Origin of the sequence: Pseudomonas sp. MPFS (assembly GCF_022537035.1) — a bacterium.
Taxonomy (GTDB): domain Bacteria; phylum Pseudomonadota; class Gammaproteobacteria; order Pseudomonadales; family Pseudomonadaceae; genus Aquipseudomonas; species Aquipseudomonas sessilinigenes.
Genome location: NZ_CP066123.1, coordinates 2,122,679 through 2,138,935 on the forward strand (window position 1 = coordinate 2,122,679; position 16,257 = coordinate 2,138,935).

At 60.2% G+C, this 16,257-nt stretch carries 14 protein-coding genes; 11 read left to right on the plus strand and 3 right to left on the minus strand.

All coding sequences use genetic code 11. The features are described from left to right. Nucleotides 1–80: 80 nt before the first annotated feature. From fadB to I9018_RS09945, 9 genes are all read left to right on the plus strand, one after another. Nucleotides 81–2,228 (plus strand): fatty acid oxidation complex subunit alpha FadB, encoded by a 2,148-nt coding sequence (gene fadB / locus I9018_RS09905; protein ID WP_241109316.1) that lies wholly within the window; start codon nucleotides 81–83, stop codon nucleotides 2,226–2,228. Between the two features lie 28 nt (nucleotides 2,229–2,256). Further along, nucleotides 2,257–3,432 (plus strand): acetyl-CoA C-acyltransferase FadA, encoded by a 1,176-nt coding sequence (gene fadA / locus I9018_RS09910; protein WP_068587866.1) that lies wholly within the window; start codon nucleotides 2,257–2,259, stop codon nucleotides 3,430–3,432. A gap of 86 nt (nucleotides 3,433–3,518) precedes the next feature. Further along, a complete protein-coding gene (locus I9018_RS09915) occupies nucleotides 3,519–3,755 on the plus strand; it encodes a DUF1653 domain-containing protein (protein WP_019093731.1) in 237 nt (78 codons plus the stop codon). Nucleotides 3,756–3,868: 113 nt separating this feature from the next. Beyond that, on the plus strand, nucleotides 3,869–6,478 hold the full coding sequence (topA, locus tag I9018_RS09920) for a type I DNA topoisomerase (protein ID WP_068587864.1): 2,610 nt from the start codon (nucleotides 3,869–3,871) through the stop codon (nucleotides 6,476–6,478). Nucleotides 6,479–6,639: 161 nt separating this feature from the next. Beyond that, complete coding sequence (locus I9018_RS09925; RefSeq protein ID WP_241109317.1) at nucleotides 6,640–7,161, plus strand: DUF6586 family protein; 522 nt, start codon at nucleotides 6,640–6,642, stop codon at nucleotides 7,159–7,161. A gap of 50 nt (nucleotides 7,162–7,211) precedes the next feature. Further along, the gene (locus tag I9018_RS09930; RefSeq protein ID WP_241109318.1) at nucleotides 7,212–8,231 is read left to right on the plus strand and encodes a hypothetical protein; all 1,020 of its coding nucleotides are present in this window, start codon (nucleotides 7,212–7,214) and stop codon (nucleotides 8,229–8,231) included. Beyond that, on the plus strand, nucleotides 8,231–9,247 hold the full coding sequence (locus tag I9018_RS09935) for a hypothetical protein (RefSeq protein WP_241109319.1): 1,017 nt from the start codon (nucleotides 8,231–8,233) through the stop codon (nucleotides 9,245–9,247). Before I9018_RS09930 ends, I9018_RS09935 begins: the two co-directional genes overlap by 1 nt. Nucleotides 9,248–9,250: 3 nt before the next feature. Next, nucleotides 9,251–9,808 carry a LemA family protein gene (locus I9018_RS09940; RefSeq protein ID WP_241109320.1) on the plus strand — a complete coding sequence of 186 codons (558 nt, stop codon included), beginning with the start codon at nucleotides 9,251–9,253 and terminating at the stop codon, nucleotides 9,806–9,808. Nucleotides 9,809–9,954: 146 nt separating this feature from the next. Then, complete coding sequence (locus I9018_RS09945; protein ID WP_011060267.1) at nucleotides 9,955–10,188, plus strand: hypothetical protein; 234 nt, start codon at nucleotides 9,955–9,957, stop codon at nucleotides 10,186–10,188. Nucleotides 10,189–10,293: 105 nt separating this feature from the next. On the opposite strand, the gene sulA is transcribed toward I9018_RS09945, so the two are convergent. Further along, nucleotides 10,294–10,767 carry an SOS-induced cell division inhibitor SulA gene (gene sulA / locus I9018_RS09950; protein WP_241109321.1) on the minus strand — a complete coding sequence of 158 codons (474 nt, stop codon included), beginning with the start codon at nucleotides 10,765–10,767 and terminating at the stop codon, nucleotides 10,294–10,296. Between the two features lie 10 nt (nucleotides 10,768–10,777). Continuing rightward, nucleotides 10,778–11,383 (minus strand): transcriptional repressor LexA, encoded by a 606-nt coding sequence (lexA, locus tag I9018_RS09955; RefSeq protein ID WP_068587853.1) that lies wholly within the window; start codon nucleotides 11,381–11,383, stop codon nucleotides 10,778–10,780. Between the two features lie 251 nt (nucleotides 11,384–11,634). On the opposite strand from lexA, the gene I9018_RS09960 reads away from it, so the two are divergent. Together I9018_RS09960 and nagZ are read left to right on the plus strand one after the other, a co-directional pair. Further along, entirely contained in the window at nucleotides 11,635–12,342 is a 708-nt protein-coding gene (locus I9018_RS09960; RefSeq protein WP_068587851.1) for a TetR/AcrR family transcriptional regulator, read from the plus strand. Between the two features lie 198 nt (nucleotides 12,343–12,540). After that, on the plus strand, nucleotides 12,541–13,539 hold the full coding sequence (nagZ, locus tag I9018_RS09965; protein WP_241110124.1) for a beta-N-acetylhexosaminidase: 999 nt from the start codon (nucleotides 12,541–12,543) through the stop codon (nucleotides 13,537–13,539). 27 nt (nucleotides 13,540–13,566) lie between these two features. Here nagZ and I9018_RS09970 read toward each other — a convergent pair whose 3' ends face one another. Continuing rightward, nucleotides 13,567–16,257 (minus strand): DEAD/DEAH box helicase, encoded by a 2,691-nt coding sequence (locus tag I9018_RS09970; protein WP_241109322.1) that lies wholly within the window; start codon nucleotides 16,255–16,257, stop codon nucleotides 13,567–13,569.

The following is a 16,257-nucleotide window of genomic DNA, read 5'->3' on the forward strand; positions in this document are numbered from 1 at the left end:
ATCGACGGTGACGTCAGTGCCATGCCAGAAGTTAGCGTCCGACGTGTACTGTTCAGCTTCCATATCGTGGAGATCAGTTGATGATTTACGAAGGTAAAGCCATCACGGTTAAGGCTCTTGAAAGCGGTATCGTCGAATTGAATTTCGACCTCAAGGGTGAGTCCGTCAACAAGTTCAACCGTCTAACCCTGAACGAATTGCGTCAGGCTGTTGACACCATCAAGGCAGATGCTTCGATCAAGGGCGTGATCGTCAGCAGTGGCAAGGACGTGTTCATCGTCGGCGCCGACATCACCGAGTTTGTCGATAACTTCAAGCTGCCGGATGCGGAGCTGGTGGCGGGCAACCTCGAAGCCAACAAGATCTTCAGCGATTTCGAAGACCTTAACGTGCCGACCGTTGCCGCCATCAACGGCATCGCCCTGGGCGGCGGCCTGGAAATGTGCCTGGCGGCGGACTACCGCGTCATGTCCGCCAGCGCCAAGATCGGCCTGCCGGAAGTCAAGCTGGGCATCTACCCGGGCTTCGGCGGCACCGTGCGCCTGCCGCGCCTGATCGGTACCGACAACGCCATCGAGTGGATCGCCGCCGGCAAGGAAAACCGTGCCGAAGACGCGCTGAAAGTTGGTGCCGTGGATGCAGTGGTGGCCCCTGAGAAGCTCAAGGATGCTGCCCTGACCCTGATCAAGGGGGCTATTTCCGGCGAGTTCGACTACAAGGCCAAGCGCCAGCCGAAGCTGGAGAAAATCAAGCTCAACGCCATCGAGCAGATGATGGCTTTCGAAACCGCCAAGGGTTTCGTCGCAGGCCAGGCAGGTCCGAACTACCCGGCGCCGGTCGAAGCGATCAAGACCATCCAGAAGGCTGCCAACTTCGGTCGCGACAAGGCGCTGGAAGTGGAAGCAGCCGGCTTCGTCAAGCTGGCCAAGACTTCGGCCGCCCAGAGCCTGATCGGCCTGTTCCTGAACGACCAGGAACTCAAGCGCAAGGCCAAGGCCTACGATGAGATCGCCAAGGATGTGAAGCAGGCCGCCGTACTCGGTGCCGGCATCATGGGGGGTGGCATCGCTTATCAGTCGGCTTCCAAAGGCACGCCGATCCTGATGAAGGACATCAACGAACACGGTATCGAGCAGGGCCTGGCTGAGGCTGCGAAATTGCTGGTTGGCCGCGTCGAGAAGGGCCGCATGACCGCAGCGAAGATGGCCGAAGTGCTCAACGGCATTCGTCCGACCCTGTCCTACGGTGATTTCGGCAATGTCGACCTGGTGGTCGAGGCTGTCGTCGAGAACCCCAAGGTCAAGCAAATCGTCCTGGCCGAGGTCGAGGCACAGGTCAAGGAGGACACCATCCTGGCGTCCAACACCTCGACCATCTCCATCAGCCTGCTGGCCAAGGCCCTCAAGCGTCCGGAAAACTTCGTCGGCATGCACTTCTTCAACCCGGTGCACATGATGCCTCTGGTGGAAGTGATCCGTGGCGAGAAGTCCAGCGAACAAGCAGTGGCCACCACCGTTGCCTACGCCAAGAAAATGGGCAAGAACCCGATCGTGGTCAACGACTGCCCGGGCTTTTTGGTCAACCGCGTGCTGTTCCCGTATTTCGGTGGTTTCGCCAAGCTGGTCAGCGCTGGCGTGGACTTCGTGCGCATCGACAAGATCATGGAGAAGTTCGGCTGGCCGATGGGCCCGGCCTACCTGATGGACGTGGTCGGCATCGACACCGGCCACCACGGTCGTGACGTGATGGCCGAAGGCTTCCCGGATCGCATGAAGGACGATCGCCGTTCGGCCATCGACGTGCTCTACGAGGCCAAGCGCCTGGGCCAGAAGAATGGCAAGGGCTTCTACGCCTACGAGACCGACAAGCGCGGCAAGCAGAAGAAGGTCGCCGATCCGTCGGTGCTGGAAGTGCTCAAGCCGATCGTCTACGAGCAGCGTGAAGTCACCGACGAAGACATCATCAACTGGATGATGATCCCGCTGTGCCTGGAAACCGTTCGCTGCCTGGAAGATGGCATCGTCGAGACCGCTGCCGAAGCCGACATGGGTCTGGTCTACGGTATTGGTTTCCCTCCATTCCGTGGCGGTGCGCTGCGCTACATCGATTCCGTCGGTGTTGCCGAGTTCGTTGCCCTGGCCGACCAGTACGCCGATCTGGGCGCGCTGTACCACCCGACCGCGAAGCTGCGTGAGATGGCCAAGAACGGCCAGAGCTTCTTCGGTTAAGCGCCCACACTAGAGCGAGAGTGAACATATGAGCTTGAATCCTAGAGACGTCGTGATTGTCGACTTCGGTCGTACTCCGATGGGCCGCTCCAAGGGCGGCATGCACCGCAACACCCGTGCCGAAGACATGTCGGCACACCTGATCAGCAAGCTGCTGGAGCGCAACGCCAAGGTCGATCCGGCGGAAGTCGAAGACGTGATCTGGGGCTGTGTCAACCAGACCCTGGAGCAGGGCTGGAACATCGCCCGCATGGCCTCGCTGATGACCCAGATCCCTCACACGTCGGCTGGCCAGACCGTCAGCCGCTTGTGCGGCTCGTCCATGAGCGCACTGCACACCGCGGCGCAGGCGATCATGACCGGTAACGGTGACGTGTTCGTCGTCGGCGGCGTCGAGCACATGGGCCACGTGAGCATGATGCATGGCGTCGATCCGAACCCGCACATGTCCCTGTATGCGGCCAAAGCCTCGGGCATGATGGGCCTGACTGCCGAGATGCTGGGCAAGATGCATGGCATCACCCGTGAGCAGCAGGACGCCTTTGGCCTGCGCTCCCACCAGCTCGCCCACAAGGCGACCCTGGAGGGCAAGTTCAAGGACGAGATCATCCCGATGCAGGGTTACGACGAGAATGGCTTCCTGAAGCTGTTCGACTACGACGAAACCATCCGTCCGGACACTACCCTGGAAAGCCTGGCGGCCCTGAAGCCGGCGTTCAACCCCAAGGGCGGTACCGTGACTGCCGGTACTTCGTCGCAGATCACCGACGGTGCCTCGTGCATGATCGTGATGTCTGCCCAGCGTGCCCAGGACCTGGGTATCCAGCCGATGGCAGTGATTCGCTCGATGGCGGTAGCAGGTGTGGATCCGGCGATCATGGGCTATGGTCCAGTACCGGCTACGCAAAAAGCCTTGAAGCGTGCGGGCCTGGGAATCGCCGATATCGACTTCTTCGAACTTAACGAAGCTTTCGCCGCACAGGCCCTGCCAGTGCTGAAAGATCTGAAAGTACTCGACAAGATGGACGAGAAGGTTAACCTGCACGGCGGCGCAATCGCCCTGGGTCACCCATTCGGTTGTTCCGGGGCCCGTATCTCGGGGACTCTGCTCAATGTCATGAAGCAGAATGGCGGCACCTTCGGTGTGTCCACCATGTGCATCGGCCTTGGCCAGGGTATCTCGACCGTCTTCGAACGCGTTTAAGCGTTGGGTTGATGGAAGCCGGGGCCCTGTGCCCCGGTTTTTGTTTTTCTGAAGATTTTTAATTTTTTTTGCAAGAGGGCCAGAGCATGCAGTTACAACCCGGGCTCTACCAGCATTACAAAGGGCCGCAGTACCGCGTCTTCAGCGTGGCGCGGCATTCGGAAACGGAAGAAGAAGTGGTGTTCTACCAAGCCCTGTATGGCGATTACGGCTTTTGGGTACGCCCCTTGAGCATGTTCCTGGAGTCAGTCGAAGTTGACGGCGAGCAGGTCCCACGCTTTGCTTTGGTGCAGGCCGAACCCAGTCTTTTTTCACCGGCTTGAGCGCAGGTCGCGCAGTACCCTGCGCTTGACCTCACCTTGTTGCCACTATATATAGCGGTGCCGCGTCAGGCGCCATCCGCCTCAACTTCTCGAATTCAGGAATTTTCCGATCCATGGGCAAATCGCTGGTCATTGTGGAATCCCCGGCTAAGGCCAAGACCATCAACAAGTACTTGGGTAACCAATACGTGGTGAAGTCGAGTATCGGCCATATCCGAGACCTGCCCACCAGCGGTTCGGCAAGTGCCGCCAAGGAGCCAGCCGCCAAGCGTGGCAAGGCCGCAGGCGAGGCTCCGGCCCTGTCGCCGAAGGAAAAGGCGCGCAAGCAGCTGGTGGCGCGCATGGGCGTCGATCCCGAGCACGGCTGGAAAGCCAAGTACGAAATCCTTCCCGGCAAGGAAAAGGTCATCGAAGAGCTGCGCCGCCTTGCCAAGGATGCCGACACCATCTATCTCGCAACGGACTTGGACCGCGAAGGGGAGGCCATTGCCTGGCACCTGCGCGAGGCCATCGGTGGTGACGACGAGCGCTACAAGCGCGTGGTGTTCAACGAAATCACCAAGAAGGCGATCCAGGACGCCTTCTCCCAGCCGGGCGAGCTGGATATCCATCGGGTCAATGCCCAGCAGGCCCGGCGCTTCCTCGACCGCGTAGTGGGCTACATGGTGTCGCCGCTGCTGTGGGCCAAGATCGCCCGTGGCCTGTCCGCCGGTCGCGTGCAGTCGGTGGCGGTCAAGTTGGTAGTGGAGCGTGAGCGCGAAATCCGCGCGTTCATCCCCGAAGAATACTGGGAGGTGCATGCCGACCTCGGTACCGCGAAGAACGCCAAGGTGCGTTTCGAAGTGGCGCGCGAGAACGGCGAGGCCTTCAAGCCGCTCAACGAAGCCCAGGCCATGGCGGCCCTGGAGAAGCTCAAGGCGTCGTCCTACAGCGTCGCCAAGCGCGAAGACAAGCCCACCAGCAGCAAGCCTTCGGCCCCATTCATCACTTCCACCCTGCAGCAGGCTGCGAGCAACCGCCTGGGCTTCGGGGTGAAGAAGACCATGATGATGGCCCAGCGCTTGTATGAAGCGGGCTACATCACCTACATGCGTACCGACTCCACCAACCTCTCGGCCGACGCCGTGGCGATGGCTCGTAGCTATATCGAGAGCGAGTTCGGTGACAAGTACCTGCCAGCCTCGCCCAATGTCTACAGCAGCAAGGAAGGGGCCCAGGAGGCGCACGAAGCGATTCGTCCGTCCGATGTGCACACCCATCCGAGCAAGCTGTCGGGCATGGAACGCGATGCCGAGCGCCTGTATGAGCTGATCTGGCGCCAGTTCGTGGCCTGCCAGATGCCGCCAGCGCAATACCTGTCCACCACCGTCAGCGTTGCCGCTGGTGAGTTCGAGCTGCGCGCCAAGGGCCGTATCCTCAAGTTCGACGGTTACACCCGGGTCATGCCCCAGGTGAGCAAGCCGGGCGACGACGATGTGTTGCCAGACATGGCCCAGGGCGAAGTCCTGAAACTGATCAAGCTGGACCCGAGCCAGCACTTCACCAAGCCCCCGGCGCGCTACTCCGAAGCCAGCCTGGTGAAGGAGATGGAGAAGCGTGGCATCGGCCGTCCTTCGACCTATGCGGCGATCATCTCCACCATCCAGGATCGCGGTTATGTGACCCTGCACAACCGTCGCTTCTACTCGGAAAAGATGGGCGACATCGTTACCGAACGCCTCTCCGAAAGCTTCTCCAACCTCATGGACTACGGCTTCACTGCCGGCATGGAAGAGAATCTCGACGACGTGGCCCAGGGCGAGCGTGACTGGAAGAACGTGCTCGACGAGTTCTACGGCGACTTCAAGAACAAGCTCGAGGTCGCGGAGGGCGCTGAAAGCGGTATGCGCGCCAACCAGCCGGTCATGACCGATATCCCATGCCTGACCTGCGGCCGGCCGATGCAGATCCGTACGGCTTCCACAGGCGTGTTCCTGGGCTGCTCGGGTTATAGCCTGCCGCCCAAGGAGCGCTGCAAGGCCACGGTCAACCTGGTTCCGGGCGACGAGATCGCGGCGGACGACGAGGGTGAGTCCGAGTCCCTGGTACTGCGCGGCAAGCATCGTTGCCCGATCTGCAGCACGGCGATGGACGCTTACCTGCTGGATGAAAAGCGCAAGCTGCATATCTGTGGCAACAACCCGGATTGCGCCGGCTATGAGATCGAAGAGGGCAGCTACCGGATCAAGGGCTACGAAGGCCCGAGCCTGGAGTGCGACAAGTGCGGTAGCGAAATGCAGCTCAAGACCGGTCGTTTCGGCAAGTTCTTCGGTTGCACCAATGCGACCTGCAAGAACACCCGCAAGCTGCTCAAGAGCGGCGATGCGGCGCCGCCGAAGATGGATCCGGTGAAGATGCCCGAGCTCAAGTGCGAGAAGGTCAACGACACCTATATCCTGCGTGACGGTGCATCGGGGTTGTTCCTGGCTGCCAGCCAGTTCCCGAAAAACCGTGAGACCCGTGCACCGTTGGTGCTCGAGCTGATCCCGCACAAGGACGAGATCGATCCGAAGTATCACTTCCTGTGCGAGGCGCCGCAGAAGGATCCTGATGGCCGTCCCGCAGTCGTGCGCTATAGCCGCAAGACCAAGGAGCAGTACGTGCAGACCGAAGTCGATGGCAAGCCTACTGGCTGGCGCGCTTTCTACGATGGCGGTAGCTGGAAGATCGAAGACAAGCGCTGAGGTCCATTGAGCGCTGGAGCCGGGTATCTGGCTCGGTGATTCACGAGGCCGCATGTTCCCACGGAGCATGCGGCCTTTCTTTTGGCTTGCGGCCGACAGGATTGATCCCTGAAACTGTGCCATTCGCACCCGGTTCTCTTCTCGCAGTGGAGGCTGCCTACATGGCCCACGAGCTCTATACCCGTACCAATCAGAAGATCTACTTCGCCGGCCTGGCCCTGGAGGCTCTGGCGCGGGCTGAAGAGGGGCGAGCGATGAATGCCCAGGCTCTGGTCCAGGCGGGGCGTGAGTCAGTACTGTTTCACCTGTACGGGGCGCTGCTGGGCTTGTGTCATGAGATCGCCGGGTTCTACCGGTTGCCCCAGGCGGGCGCTGCGCGGGTGGAGCAGATACTCAATCGTGATGTGCTGGAGAGCATCGCGATTCCTGAACTGGCGGAGCTGGTCGAGCTGGCGCAGAGCCCGCAAAGCTGGCTGGCGCAGCTGTTAACTGCCTATGCAGCGTTGCTCCAGCCGCCAAGGGTGCCCCACAAGCCCAAGAGCGATGTCACCCAGCCACTTATCGTGGCGGTCAACCTCGATGAGGAAGAACAACCAGAGCTGGGGCGCGAGGAGCTGGAAAGCTGGCGGCAGAATCTCAAGGCCCTGGCCATTCGCTTTCGGGACGGCTTGAACGAGTGCTGAACCTGAGTGCCAGCTGATTCGCCGTAAGACTATTTGATCAAGGAAGATTCATGCTGTTCTTCTTGCGTGACCAGGCGCTGGTTCGCCTGCTGAGCGACTCTCAGGTGCGGGTTGCGCGTGCCCGTTGCAATGCGGATCTGCTAGAGGTGCTCGACAGGCTCGATGTATTTCCCGGCGGGTTGGAGTTCGATCATGTGCAATCGATAGTCCTCCTGGTACTGGCCTTTGCCTCTTTCGCCACGGCGCTGTTGATGGATGGGATGGGCGGGTTTTTCTGGGTGGGCCTGGCCTTGGCTTTTTTCAGTTATTACACCCGTAAAGGGTTTTCCGGATCGTTAACGGACCTGGCAACGAGCATTGCCCGCAAGTGTGCTTTGTTCTGTAACGAGCTGAGCGAATTCGACAGCACTGCCGATTGGCGCTTGAAGAAGCTCAATAGCGAATTTGCCGAATATCAGCGAGGCAATGAGCGACGTCACATCGTCGACTCGGTCCAAGGGGCCTATCAGGGGAGCCGCCATCGGCTGGCGTTCGAGTATCACCAACTGCAGTACGTTACCTCCAGTCTCCAGCGTGGGGCGGGGGGCAGCTACAGAACAGTCTTCGAGACTTTCAATCGCTATAGCCTGGTAGTGGATTTTCCTTGGGTCACGGACATTGCGGTTCGATCCCGTCCATTGGAGGCCACCCTGGCGGGACAACCATTCAAGACTGACTGCAACGCTTTCAATGAGGTCTTTGTGCTTCGGGGCAATGACCAGGCCAGTTGGGAGCGATTCGTCACACCTGCGACCTTGGATCTCCTGCTGGGGCTCGCGCGCCACCTGGACCAGCCGAACCTTGAGTTTTCCAGTCAGGGGCGGCTCTGCCTGAGCTTCGATAATGCACAGGTCATGGCTCATGCCGATCTGGGAGCTTTGAGTGATCTTTCGGTCTTTCGTGAGCGGATCGAGGAGGGGGTTGAATTACCAGGACTATTCCCGGTTCTGGAGTGGGTGCACCAGTTGGCGCTGGCACATGATAGTCCGACAGAGGACTCCGAGCTCGGTGAGCTGATCAAGGAAGGATGATGCAATTTCTCAAGCGCGATGCTGATTTGATCCGTTTGTTGGGCGATTGCGATGTGGCGGTGTTGCAGGCCCGGTCCAATGAAGACTTGTTGATAGTCATTGACAGGCTCAAGGCCTTCAAGGGAGGGCTGCAGTTCGATCATGCCCAATCCTGGGTGTTGCTACTGCTGGCCATTGTCTCGGCGATCCCTGCCCTGGCAGGTCTGGTGTTGATGTGGTTCGCCACTGCGTGCCTGGGGTTTGCCAGCCTGTACATTTGGATGAGCCGTTCGGCGGCCTTGGATGAGTTGCCGAAGAACATAGCCCGCAAATGTTCGTTTCTCAGCAATGGCCTCAGGGATCCGGGCGGTACTGCAGATGAGCGCCTGAGTTGGTTGGATGAGGAGTTCGATGATTATGACCGTGGTAACGACAGTCGTCGCATCGAGGCTTCGGCCAGGGGCGTGTATCAGGGGAGACGGCATCAGTTGTCCTTTGTCTTCCACCATTTGCATTATGTGAACGCCCATAACAAGACCCAATCCGATGGTGAGAGCGAAAAGGTGTACGAGCACTTCGACCGCTTCAGCCTGGTGGTGGATTTTCCTTGGGTTTCCGGTGTAACGGTGCGCAGTGATCTGCCGAGCAAAAAAAACACTAGGCCCAAGGTCTTCGAGACCACGTCCGATGAATTCAACAGGGTCTTCAGTTTTGCCGGTGACAGCGAGTTGGATTGCGCAAAGTTCGCGACACCTACAACCCTGGCTTTTTTGCTGGGTCTTCATCGGCGGCTGAAAAAAGTGAACCTGGAGTTTTCCAGCCAGGGGCATCTATGCCTGAGCTTCGATGATGCAGAAGTCATGGCCTACAAGGATCCAGGCACGCTTGAGGATCTAGCGAGCTTCTACGCGAACATCGAGCGCGGGTTGGAGTTGCCGAATCTGTTTCCGGTACTGGCCCTGGTGCATGAGTTGGCGGAGTTGCACGACAATAATTTCGACCTTCCATTGAAGGTCGCTGATGAAATGGAGCAGTAGGGAATGGAGTTGTTGCTGGTTGCGGTGATTGCCGTGGGTGTTGTTGCTTATGTTCACTACAACAGGATTATCAGCGCGTACAACCGTGTCCAGCGTGCCTGGTCGGATGTTTTGACCTACCAGCGCCAGAGAATCAAGGTGCTGGATATGCTCGAACCCCAGGTAGCCGGCTTTCAGGCTTATGAAAGCCAATTGTTGGAAAAGATCGTTGGGCTGCGTAGTGCTATTGGCAGTTTGCCGTCTGCAGCCGATGGCGGTGCGCTCAAATCGGTAGATCAGGGCGCCAAGGCTCTGCGGGGCGAGTTGAACCTCGCGCTTGAAGCCTACCCTGAGCTCAGGTCCGTGGAGCTGTTGAGCAACCTGATGCGCGAGGTTGCCGAGCAGGAAGGTAATGTCGGTGGAGCCATTACCTTGTTCAACCTGAATGTGGAGCGCTTCAATAACACCATTCAGTTGTTCCCTGGTTCTCTGATCAACAGGTTGGCCCTGGGCAAGCCACTGATCGTACCGTTCTCCGACAGTGAGGCCTCGGCTGGCATTGAATACAAGCCGAATCTCTGAAGATGCCGAGGTGCTTGCACATGCTTATTGGGCAGCATTGGGCGTTTCAAATAGGCAGGGTCGGTCTGCTGAGGGTTAGCGATTCCTGAGCGGGGAGAGGATGATGGCTGGTATAATCCCCCGCCTTTCGTGGAGAACAGATCTATATGCCAACGTCCTTTCTAGAAATTGTCGAGTTGCCAGACGGCCGTATTGAGCTGCGTAGGGCTGAGGACGAGGGTTCTCTGGTTACTTTGGATTTCTCCGAGGATGCCAAGGCCTTTCTGCAGGGCCAGCATGTCGAAGTGGCCAAGGCCATGTTGAGTGTCGGTGTACAGATGGCTGGCCGCCTGGTCGAGGGTGAAATCGACAAGGAAGATGGTCCACGGGTTCTTCACTAAGCCCGTCTATCGGTTTTCTTTAGGTCATTCGTCGCATTGTTCCGGCTTCTCAATCCTGGAGAAGCCCCGAGTTATTCAAGCGTATTTCCCGCGACCTCCCGCTGTTCATCCCAAGCGAATATTCAGGCTTTGCGCCTCGCCAGTGCGTGCAGCGCTGACCAGTTGTTGCCGGGCGCTGGAGCTCATTGGATTCAGCCAACTGACTACCGTATGGCTGCGACCTAGGCGCAGGGCCTCACAGGCTAGCTGTTGAGGGCTTTGGTTACCCCGCGGATGGAGCAGCAAGATGCGTTCGCGATTCAGGCCGGCATCACGTAGCCAGGCCTGGGTCAGGCTGGAGGGTGGGGCAATCAGGGTCAGCCAGCGGGCGTCCTGGTCCTGGCTTAGTTCCCTGAGGATGGGGGCCAGAAGGTTCAGGCAGCTCCCGGCAGTACCGCGTAGCGACAGCTCGCTGAAGGCTTCCTGAGTATTGTTCTTGGGCGGCTCGACCACGTCCTTGAGGGCGGGCGTCAAGGGGTGTGCCATGAACGCCTCGAACAAGGGTAGCTGTGCCTGTTGTGGTGCGTGGGGGAACTGCATGGAGCCTCCTTCAGCGGCGAATGACGCCGACACTCAAGCCTTCAATCACCAGGTCCTGGTCCTTCAGGTTGACTTCGATAGGGGCGAACTCGGGGTTTTCTGCAATCAGCCAGACCTTGCTGCCTTCACGCTTGAAGCGCTTGACCGTGACTTCATCGCCGATGCGCGCTACGACCACCTGGCCGTTGCGGGCTTCACGGGTGGTGTGTACTGCCAGCAAGTCGCCGTCGAAAATGCCGATATCCTTCATGCTCATGCCGTGGACCCGTAGCAGGTAGTCGGCGCGCGGATGGAAGAAGGTCGGGTTGATGTTGCAGGATTCCTCGATGTGCTGCTGGGCGAGGATGGGAGCACCGGCAGCGACGCGCCCGATGATCGGCAGGGTGTCGTCGTTCTTGGCCTCGAAGCCTGGAATGCGGATGCCTCGGGAGGCGCCGGGGGTCATCTCGATGGCGCCCTTGCGGGCCAGCGCCTTGAGGTGTTCTTCCGCCGCATTGGGGGACTTGAATCCCAACTCCTGGGCGATTTCGGCACGAGTTGGCGGATAGCCATTGTCTTCAAGGCAACGTTTGATAAAAGCCAGAATCTCAGCTTGGCGTGGCGTCAGTTTTAGCATGTCGATCGCTCTGTCTTTTTATACAGTTGCTGGGATTATATACAGTGAATGTCGCTTGGCAATCCTCCATTTGTCATGCTCGCTCCTGAAGCTTGTCGTTCAGGTGTCGGAATCTGCTGCCAGGGTCGCCAACTGGCAGTGGCAGGTATGATTAAATAGCGCGCCGGCTGGTCGTTGAAAGGGCTCGCAGACTTGACATTACGGAGCCTGAAACGTATGTTTCAAACAAGTGTTTGTCAGGCGGAGTAGCCATGGCCCAGTCGGAAACCGTTGAACGCATTCTCGATGCAGCCGAGCAGTTGTTCGCGGAAAAAGGTTTTGCCGAAACCTCATTGCGGCTGATCACCAGCAAGGCCGGGGTCAACCTGGCTGCTGTCAACTATCATTTCGGCTCCAAAAAGGCCTTGATCCAAGCGGTGTTCTCGCGCTTTCTCGGGCCGTTCTGCATCAGCCTTGATCGCGAGTTGGAGCGACGCCAGTCCAAGCCGGACAGCAAGCCCAGCCTGGAAGAACTGCTGGAAATCCTTGTTGAGCAGGCGCTGGTGGTTCAGCCGCGTAGCGGTAACGACCTATCGATCTTCATGCGTTTGCTGGGGCTGGCTTTCAGTCAGAGCCAGGGGCATCTGCGTCGCTACCTGGAAGACATGTACGGCAAGGTATTTCGCCGCTATATGCTTCTGGTCAACGATGCTGCGCCGCGTATTCCACCGATCGAGCTGTTCTGGCGTGTGCACTTCATGCTGGGTGCAGCCGCTTTCAGCATGTCCGGAATCAAGGCCTTGCGGGCTATCGCCGAGACTGACTTCGGGGTCAATACCTCCATCGAGCAGGTCATGCGCCTGATGGTGCCGTTCCTCGCTGCCGGCATGCGTGCCGAAACGGGGGTAACCGACGAAGCGATGGCCAGCGCCCAGCTCAAGCCGCGCAGCAAGTCGGTCCCGGCAGCTGCCAAGGCCTGATCCGCGGGTGGGCGCGACAGCTTACATCCGCTAAGCTAGCCGCCCATGCCGATTCTCGTTTTCTACCCCCGCGCTTTTTTCCCGCCAATGCGGATCGCCTGGGCCGCCTGTGTCGTGGATACAGTCGGCTCGCGTTCCGTGGACGCCATTGCTGATGGCGCGCGCACTCGTGTTTAAGGACATTCTATGACCGCTGGCCTGCAAGGCTCCTTGATGGTGGACGTCGCCGGTACCTGGCTGACGGCCGAAGATCGCCACCTCCTGCGTCAGCCAGAAGTGGGCGGGCTGATCATCTTTGCCCGTAATATCGAGCACCCGCGCCAAGTGCGTGAGCTCTGCGCCTCGATTCGCGCAATCCGCCCGGACCTGCTGTTGGCGGTAGACCAGGAAGGTGGCCGGGTGCAGCGCTTGCGCCAGGGCTTCGTGCGCCTGCCGGCGATGCGTGCCCTGGCCGACAACCCGAATGCCGAGTACCTGGCCGAGCAATGCGGTTGGGTCATGGCCACTGAAGTCCTGGCCGTTGGCCTGGATCTGAGTTTCGCGCCGGTGCTGGATCTCGATCACCAGCGTAGCGCTGTGGTGGGCACCCGGGCCTTCGAAGGCGATCCGGAGCGCGCCGCGTTGCTGGCCGGAGCCTTCATCCGGGGCATGAACAGCGCCGGCATGGCCGCCACCGGCAAGCATTTCCCCGGCCATGGCTGGGCCGAGGCGGATTCCCATGTGGCGATCCCCAATGACGAGCGCAGCCTGGAGGAGATCCGTGCCAAGGACTTGCTGCCATTCGCCCGCCTGAGCAAGCAGCTGGCGGCGGTGATGCCGGCCCATGTGATCTACCCACAGGTCGACGGCCAGCCAGCCGGCTTCTCCCGGCGCTGGCTGCAGGACATCCTGCGCGGCGAGTTGCAGTTCGATGGCGTGATCTTCAGTGATGACCTGTCCATGGCAGGGGCTCATGTGGTGGGTGACGCTGCGAGCCGGATCGAGGCTGCCCTGAGCGCCGGGTGCGACATGGGGTTGGTCTGCAATGACCGTGCTGCCGCCGAGTTGGCCCTGGGCGCCGCGCAGCGCCTCAAGGTCAGTCCTTCGCCACGGATTGCACGGATGCGCGGCCAAGCCTTCGCCAATGTCGAATACAAGCAGGATCCGCGCTGGCTGACGGCGCTGGGCGCCCTCAGGGCCGCTCAGTTGATCGACTGACCCGACCGATCCCTTCGACAGGCCGCTTCAGCGGCCTGTCTTGTCATCGGGGAGCGGTGCGAACAGGGCCTCGATATCTTCGCTTTGCAGTTTCCAGTCGCCAGCCTGGCGTCCATCCAGCACGCCTGCTGCCAGGTCCGACTTCTCCTGTTGCAGGTGCTGGATCTTCTCCTCCACGGTGCCACGGGCAATCATCTTGTAGACGAATACCGGCTTTTCCTGGCCGATGCGATAGGCGCGATCGGTGGCCTGGGTCTCGGTGGCCGGGTTCCACCACGGGTCGTAGTGGATCACCGTATCGGCTTGCGTCAGGTTGAGGCCGACCCCGCCGGCTTTCAGACTGATAAGGAAGATCTGCAAGCGACCGCTCTGGAAGTCCCGCACCGGTGTGCGCCGGTCCCGGGTCTGGCCGGTGAGTAGCCCATAGGCGATGTTTCGTCGCTTCAGCTCGACTTCGATCAGGCCCAGCATCGAAGTGAATTGCGAGAACAGCAGGATTCGCCGGCCTTCATCGAACAACTCCTCGAGCATCTCCATCAGGCTGTCGAGTTTGCCGGACGAGCTGCCGCGCGCCGGTGGCGAGTCGTTGACCAGGCGCAGGTCGCAGCACACTTGGCGCAGCTTGAGCAGGGCCTCGAGGATGATGATCTGGCTGCGGGCCACGCCTTTGCGGGTGATTTCGTCGCGGACCTTCTTGTCCATGGCCAGGCGCATGGTCTCGTAGACGTCACGCTGCGCATCGTTGAGTTCGACCCAGTGGATGATCTCGGTCTTGGGTGGCAGCTCCGTCGCTACTTGTTCCTTGGTGCGGCGCAAGAGGAAAGGCTTGATCCGGCCATTGAGGTGTTGCAGGCGTACTTCGCTGGCCTGTTTCTCGATCGGCGCGCGGTAGTCGCGATTGAAGCTCTTGGCATCGCCCAGCCAGCCCGGCAGGAGAAAGTGGAACAGCGACCAGAGCTCTCCCAGATGGTTTTCCAGGGGTGTACCGGACAGGCACAGGCGTTGCCGGGCATCGAGCAGGCGTGCGGCCTGGGCCGCCTTGCTCGAGGGGTTCTTGATGTATTGCGCCTCATCCAGGATCAGCACGTGCAATGGTTGTGCGGCCAATAGCTCGGCGTCCTTGGGCAGCAGGGCATAGGTGGTCAATAGCAAGTCGTAATCGGCCAACTGGTTGAAATGCTTCTTGCGCCCGGCGCCATACAGGGCCAGGACTTTAAGCTGCGGCGTGAAGTGTGCGGCCTCGTCCAGCCAGTTGGGAATCAGGCTGGTAGGCATCACTACCATGCACGGGCGGTCCAGGCGTCCGGCGTTTTTTTCGCTGAGGATGTGGGCCAGGGTCTGCAGGGTCTTGCCCAGGCCCATGTCGTCGGCCAGGATGCCGCCCACTTCCAGTTGGCGCAGCGACTGCATCCAGCTCAGGCCTTCGAGTTGATAGGGCCGCAGGGTCGCGTTGAGCCCCTCGGGGACTGGCGCTGAATAGTCGCGGATGTCCCGCAAGCGCTGGGCGAAGCTGCGAATGTGCTCGCCACCCTCCCAAAGCAGCGGCAGCTCCTCGAGCGGGTTGAGGCGGATGGCGTCGGCGTTGCTCAGGCGCAGGGCCAGATCGCTGTTTTCCTGCAAGTAGAACTCGCCCAGGGTCGCCAGCACGGGTTTCAGGCGGCCATAGGGCAGCGCCACTTGCAGTGGGCCGTGCTGGGAGTTGGGGCGATTGGGAATGTTCACCAGGATCAGTTCGTCATCGCGGCGCTTGGCCAGGCGTTCCGGGTTGAGGATCTCGGTATGCGAGCGCATCAGGTTGAGCAGGATCGGCAGCAGGCTCAGGCGTTCGCCGTTGACGATGATCCCCAGCTCAAGGTCGAACCAATCCCGCCCCGGGGCTTCATCGACACTGGCATACCAGTCGTCCACCGCTGTCAGGTCGAAGCCGAAGCCATCGTCGATTTGCAGTTCCCAACCCTGGCTGCGCAGCTTGGGCAGTTCATTGAGGGTGAAGGTCAGCCAGGCGCTGTCATTGACCATCTCGTACAGCTCGCCAGCGCTCTCCGGCAAGGCCTTGCTCTGGCGGGTGGCGATCTTGAAGCCCAGGCCCCGCAACTGTTCGCGAAAGGCCTGTTCCTGTTCGGGCTGGCGCTTGATCCGCAGGCTCTGGTGTTCCTGGCGGATGATCAGGTCGGCGTGTTTCTGGTCGCTGACGTATTCGCCCTGGTAGTTGAAGGACAGTGCCGCGCGGTGCTGGATGTATCGCTGCATCTTGCCGTTGCGCGGCTCGAAGGCGCTGAACTCGACGCTCGCCAGCCACAGGCGTGGTACTGGCTGGACATCCTCCAGCAGTTGTTGGGGCGGCGCGGGTGGGCGCCGGTTGTCGAGGACGGCGGAAAGCTTTTCCAGCAGTTCGGCATCTTTGGCCGCCGCCGGATAGGCCAGGGTTTCCTCCACTTGCAGCAAGACGGCGGCGATGTGCTTGCAGTTGCTGTGCACCGGGCACGTGCAGTGGCCATCGATCAGTAGCAGGTTGCCCTTGCTCGACTCGCGCAGGGTGATGGTCTGGCGATAGATATTGCCATTGGAGCCTTCGCAACTGGCCGTGATAGCGCTGTCTCCGGCGCTGACGATGCGCACGCGCTTTTCCATGGCGTAGCGCCGGCCGCGCTCCAAGGCTTGTTCCTTGAAGCGATTGAGCCAGGATGGGGCCAGGGGTTTGGTCAGGGGCAGGGTCAT

Excerpts from the sequence above, each read along its gene's own strand:
- fadB (WP_241109316.1), top strand. The coding sequence starts at position 81 with ATGATTTACGAAGGTAAAGCCATCACGGTTAAGGCTCTTGAAAGCGGT.
- fadA (WP_068587866.1), top strand. The coding sequence starts at position 2,257 with ATGAGCTTGAATCCTAGAGACGTCGTGATTGTCGACTTCGGTCGTACT.
- I9018_RS09915 (WP_019093731.1), top strand. The coding sequence starts at position 3,519 with ATGCAGTTACAACCCGGGCTCTACCAGCATTACAAAGGGCCGCAGTAC.
- topA (WP_068587864.1), top strand. The coding sequence starts at position 3,869 with ATGGGCAAATCGCTGGTCATTGTGGAATCCCCGGCTAAGGCCAAGACC.
- I9018_RS09925 (WP_241109317.1), top strand. The coding sequence starts at position 6,640 with ATGGCCCACGAGCTCTATACCCGTACCAATCAGAAGATCTACTTCGCC.
- I9018_RS09930 (WP_241109318.1), top strand. The coding sequence starts at position 7,212 with ATGCTGTTCTTCTTGCGTGACCAGGCGCTGGTTCGCCTGCTGAGCGAC.
- I9018_RS09935 (WP_241109319.1), top strand. The coding sequence starts at position 8,231 with ATGCAATTTCTCAAGCGCGATGCTGATTTGATCCGTTTGTTGGGCGAT.
- I9018_RS09940 (WP_241109320.1), top strand. The coding sequence starts at position 9,251 with ATGGAGTTGTTGCTGGTTGCGGTGATTGCCGTGGGTGTTGTTGCTTAT.
- I9018_RS09945 (WP_011060267.1), top strand. The coding sequence starts at position 9,955 with ATGCCAACGTCCTTTCTAGAAATTGTCGAGTTGCCAGACGGCCGTATT.
- sulA (WP_241109321.1), bottom strand. The coding sequence starts at position 10,767 with ATGCAGTTCCCCCACGCACCACAACAGGCACAGCTACCCTTGTTCGAG.
- lexA (WP_068587853.1), bottom strand. The coding sequence starts at position 11,383 with ATGCTAAAACTGACGCCACGCCAAGCTGAGATTCTGGCTTTTATCAAA.
- I9018_RS09960 (WP_068587851.1), top strand. The coding sequence starts at position 11,635 with ATGGCCCAGTCGGAAACCGTTGAACGCATTCTCGATGCAGCCGAGCAG.
- I9018_RS09970 (WP_241109322.1), bottom strand. The coding sequence starts at position 16,257 with ATGACCCTGCCCCTGACCAAACCCCTGGCCCCATCCTGGCTCAATCGC.